Origin of the sequence: Arthrobacter sp. Hiyo1, from assembly GCF_001263615.2 — a bacterium.
Classification (GTDB): domain Bacteria; phylum Actinomycetota; class Actinomycetes; order Actinomycetales; family Micrococcaceae; genus Arthrobacter.
Genome location: NZ_DF952469.1, coordinates 628904 through 633172 on the forward strand (window position 1 = coordinate 628904; position 4269 = coordinate 633172).

The 4269-nt window shown below is 64.3% G+C and carries 6 protein-coding genes; all 6 read right to left on the reverse strand.

Annotated elements, in window-relative coordinates; all coding sequences use genetic code 11:
- The coding region (locus tag AHiyo1_RS07315) for a triose-phosphate isomerase (RefSeq protein WP_148667496.1) at positions 1–463 on the reverse strand (463 nt) is incomplete at its 3' end.
- Positions 414–1763, reverse strand: a complete 1350-nt coding sequence (locus AHiyo1_RS07320) for an MFS transporter (protein WP_059388113.1) — start codon at positions 1761–1763, stop codon at positions 414–416. The genes AHiyo1_RS07320 and AHiyo1_RS07315, both read right to left, overlap by 50 nt.
- An 81-nt stretch (positions 1764–1844) precedes the next feature.
- Positions 1845–2612 (reverse strand): SDR family NAD(P)-dependent oxidoreductase, encoded by a 768-nt coding sequence (locus AHiyo1_RS07325; RefSeq protein ID WP_059388114.1) that lies wholly within the window; start codon positions 2610–2612, stop codon positions 1845–1847.
- A 23-nt stretch (positions 2613–2635) separates the two neighbouring features.
- Entirely contained in the window at positions 2636–3625 is a 990-nt protein-coding gene (locus AHiyo1_RS07330; RefSeq protein WP_059388115.1) for a 3-hydroxyacyl-CoA dehydrogenase family protein, read from the reverse strand.
- 1 nt (position 3626) lies between these two features.
- The gene (locus tag AHiyo1_RS07335) at positions 3627–4085 is read right to left on the reverse strand and encodes a ribose-5-phosphate isomerase (RefSeq protein ID WP_059388116.1); all 459 of its coding nucleotides are present in this window, start codon (positions 4083–4085) and stop codon (positions 3627–3629) included.
- A gap of 18 nt (positions 4086–4103) precedes the next feature.
- Positions 4104–4269 (reverse strand): DAK2 domain-containing protein (locus tag AHiyo1_RS07340; protein WP_113990589.1); only part of this gene is annotated, 166 nt, incomplete at its 5' end.

Genomic DNA, 4269 nt, shown 5'->3' on the forward strand with positions numbered 1-4269 from the left:
CCGGATCGGCGACGGCCTCCTCGCCGACACACAGCAGCGGGGTCAACCCTGCCTCCACGGCGGCCCGGACCTTCAATGCGACCACGGCGTCGTCCTCGACGAAGTGCCGGCGTCGTTCAGCGTGTCCGATCTCCACGAGCCGCACACCGAGCTCCACCAGCAACGACGGTGACACTTCCCCCGTCCATGGACCCTCGGCCCAGCCGCAGTTCTGCGCACCCAGGTGGACAGGAGAGCCGTCCAGAATCCGGGCCGCCTCAGGCAACATGGGGAACGACGGGATCACAAACGGGACCACCCGCCCGGCGACGAGGGCCGGACGGGCGTCCACTTCGCTTCGGAGTTGCTCCAGCCACGACATGCTGTGCCGGTAGCCCATGTACATCTTGGTGCTGACCCCGATGTACAACGGGCTACTTGTCCAGGAGATCGTCGGCCTTGTTCCTGAATGCCCGCGTGCCATACATCATGGCAGCCGCCAGGAAGGGCAGGATACCGAGCGCATAGACCCCGGCGGATCCGGTGGGGTCCGCCGTGGCGCTGTTGACCGCGGTCCGAAGGATCGGGGCCACGAAGCCGCCCAGGTTGCCCAGCGAGTTGATCAGGCCGATGCCCGCCGCGGCTGCCGAACCCGCAAGGAACGCCGTGGGGTAGGCCCAGACCACCGGCCCGACGGCGAGGAAGCTGCAGACGGCGAGGGTGATGAAGATCAGTCCGAGGACCGGCTGGTGGTTGGTGCCGGCCCATGCCGAACCGAGGATGCACACACCGGTGGAGACGAACAGCACGGTGCCGAACATGCGGCGCTTGGCCACCGTGTTGGCGGCCCGGCCAATCAGGTAGCAGGAGAAGATGCCAAAGAACCACGGCACCGCGATCAGGAGCCCGACGGCGAGGCCCACCTTCTGGCCTGTCAGCGAGGACACCTGCTGCGGGAGGAAGAAGGTCACGCCGTAGACGGCGATCTGCAGGCAGAAGTAGATGAGGGTGAAGTACCAGACGCGGCCGTTGCGCATCGCCGCGAAGACGCCCCGCGGCCCGGTTTCATCCTTGACAGTGTCTTCCTGAGTCATGATCTCCTTGAGCGCGAACTTCTCGTCGACGTTGAGGAACTTGGCCTTCTCCGGCCCGTTGATCAGGAAGAAGAACGCCGCAACGCCGGCGAGTACCGCCAGGATGCCCTCGGTGAAGAACATGACCTGCCAGCCACGGACGCCCGGAAGCTGGTCGCCGATGTTGATGAGCCAGCCGGAGAGCGGGTTGCCGATCATCTGGGAGAACGGCTGGGCGAGGTAGAAGATCGCGAACATCTGCACGCGCACCTTGTTCGGGAACCACTCGGCCAAGTACATGATGACGCCGGGGAACAGGCCCGCCTCCGTCACGCCGAGCAGGAACCGCAGGATCACGAAGGACGTCTCACCCTGTACGAACGCAAAGCAGGCCGAGACGATGCCCCACGTGATCGCGATGCGTGCGAGCCAGACCTTCGCGCCGACCTTCTTGAGCAGCAGGTTGCTGGGGATTTCAAAGATCGCGTAACCGATGAAGAAAATACCGGCACCGAGCGCGAACGCCCCGGCCGAAACGCCTTTGTCGGCGCCGAGTGCAGCTTCGGCGAAACCGACATTTGTGCGGTCGAGGAAGGAAACCACATAGAGGATGACCAGCATCGGCATGAGCCGGAAGGCAGCCTTGCGGATCGCCGATTTCAGGACCGGCGAATCCAGCATCTCCTTCGTGGACGTTGTTACAGCGGACATCGAAACTCCTCGTTGAGTAATCAGTGTTGAGAAATCAGTGTTGAGTAGTCAGGGTTTGGACAACGGTGGTGGAGCCGCGCATTAATGCATGTACAAACCGCCGTCGACATTCAGCGTCTGGCCCGAGATGTAGCCGGAGTCTTCGCTGATGAGGAAGGCGATGGCGGCGGCGATGTCCCGCGTGGAGCCCACGCGGTTCACCACGAGGTCCTTGGTGAGTTCGTCCTTGCGTTCCTCGCTGAGGGTGCCGCCCATGATGTCGGTGTCGATGGGGCCGGGAGAGATGGCGTTGACGGTGATGTCGTATTCCCCCAGTTCGCGCGCTGTGGCGCGGGTCAAACCGATGACGCCGGCCTTGGCCACCGAATACGGGGTCTTGGAGAACGTCCCGCCGCCGCGCTGGGCGGAAACCGAGGAGATGTTCACGATGCGTCCGATCCGGTTCCTGACCATGGATTCGGCCACGCGGCGGGTGGCGTAGTGGACGCCGTTGAGGTTGATGTTCAGGACGCGGTCCCATTCAGCGGGCTCGAGTTCCAGGTACGGAACCGGTGAGCTGACGCCTGCGACGTTGGCCAGTGCGACGATCTGCGGCAACTCGGCCTCGAGGGTGTCGATCGCCGACCGTACCTCGGCTTCGGAAGCCACGTTGGCGCCGACGCCGTAGGCCTGGACTCCATATTCGGCGGCGATTTCCTTGGCGGTGCTCCTGCAGAGGGCGTCGTCGAGGTCGATGATGCCGATGTTCCAGCCCTGTGCTGCGAGGTAGTTGACGGTGGCCCGGCCGATGCCGCGCTCGGAAACAGCGCCGGTGACGATTGCGGTGCGTTCTGCGGGGAAGGTGCTCATGGGTATTCTCCTGTGAATGTGGGCTAGTTGATCGGTGCCGGGCCAAGCTCATCAAGGAGCTTCTGCATGGCCACGTAGGCCTTGTTCCGGTAAGCGATGAGTTCGGGCGTGCGTTCCGCCGGGACGTTGAGGAAGCCCGCGCCGGTCTTGGTGCCCAGCTTCCCCGCCTCCACGAGGTCGCTCAGGATCTTCGGGGTCGCGAAGCGTTCCGGGAATCCGGTCTGCAGGGATTTATAGCAGAAGTTGTAGACGTCCAGTCCGGCCATGTCCGCGATCGCGAATGGGCCAAAGAACGGCAAGCGGAAGCCGAACGTCGTACGGACCAGGGTGTCGACGTCGTCGGCTGTTGCGATCCCCTGCTCCACCAGTTGCGCGGCCTCGTGGAAAAGCGCGTATTGCAGCCGGTTGAGCACGAAACCGGTGACGTCCTTGACGACGGCGGTTTGCTTGCCGGCCGCGTGGACCAGTTCGCGGGATGCAGCCACGGTCTCCGGCGTTGTGCCTGCGTGGGGAATGACCTCGACGCCCGGGATGAACGGTGACGGGTTGGAGAAGTGCACTCCCAGGAATCGCTCGGGGCCGACAACGGCCTCGGCGAGATCGGCGATGGAAATGGTAGAGGTGTTGGAGCCGATCAGCGCGTCGGGACGGGCGGCCGCGCTGATGCGGGCCAGGGTCTGGTGCTTGATGTCGAGGACCTCAGGGACGGCTTCTTCGATGAAGTCGGCGTCCGCCACGGCCTCTTCGATGTCCTTCGCGGCCCACAGATTGGCCTTCAGGACTGCCGTGGAACCTTCTGGAAAGAGACCTGCGGCCACGAATTCGTCCGACTCCACGAGCAGGCGGTCGTAGTTCTTCTGCGCGATTTCGGCGGACACATCCGCCAACGCCACGCGCGCTCCCCCGAGGGCCAGGACCTGCGCGATCCCGCCGCCCATGTAACCGGAGCCGACGACGGCGATCTTCCGGGCCGCGCTTCCGTCGCCTGTGGCGCTGCTTGCTGATTCAGTCATGTCACACTGCCTTTGTGTAATCGGGCTCGTAGGAGCAAATGGCGTCCACCTTGGCGGCGGAAGATGATGTTTCGTCGAAGTGGTGGCCCAGCCATTCGCCCACCAGTTTCTTGGCCAGTTCCAAGCCAATCACCCGCTGTCCCAAGGTCAGGATCTGGGCGTTGTTGCTGAGGACCGAGCGTTCCACGGAGTAGCTGTCGTGCGCGGTGACGGCCCGGATTCCGGGAACCTTGTTGGCCGCGATGGCCACGCCCAGGCCCGTGCCGCAGATCAGGAGGGCGCGATCTGCCTCGCCCTCGGCAACTTTGCGCGCTGCATCCACGGCAACGTGCGGGTAGGCCGTGGAGTCGTTGGCGCCTACGCCCACGTCGGTGACGGACGCCACCCGGGGATCGGTCTCAAGCAGCGCCATGAGTGCCTGCTTGTATTCGACGCCCGCTTCGTCATTGCCGACGATGATCCGCCAGCTCTGATGTGCTCATGCTTGAACTCCGTTTCCTGCCGGGGACGCCAGCTGCGCGTCGATATGTTGTGAGATCCTCGCCGTGATCAGCCCGAAGGAGACCGCTCCGGGATCGGGGTGGCCCAGGCTCTTCTCCGCGAGCGGACGGGCCCTGCCCTTGAGCGGACGCAACCGCGCCGTG

Excerpts from the sequence above, each read along its gene's own strand:
- AHiyo1_RS07320 (WP_059388113.1), bottom strand. The coding sequence starts at position 1,763 with ATGTCCGCTGTAACAACGTCCACGAAGGAGATGCTGGATTCGCCGGTC.
- AHiyo1_RS07325 (WP_059388114.1), bottom strand. The coding sequence starts at position 2,612 with ATGAGCACCTTCCCCGCAGAACGCACCGCAATCGTCACCGGCGCTGTT.
- AHiyo1_RS07330 (WP_059388115.1), bottom strand. The coding sequence starts at position 3,625 with ATGACTGAATCAGCAAGCAGCGCCACAGGCGACGGAAGCGCGGCCCGG.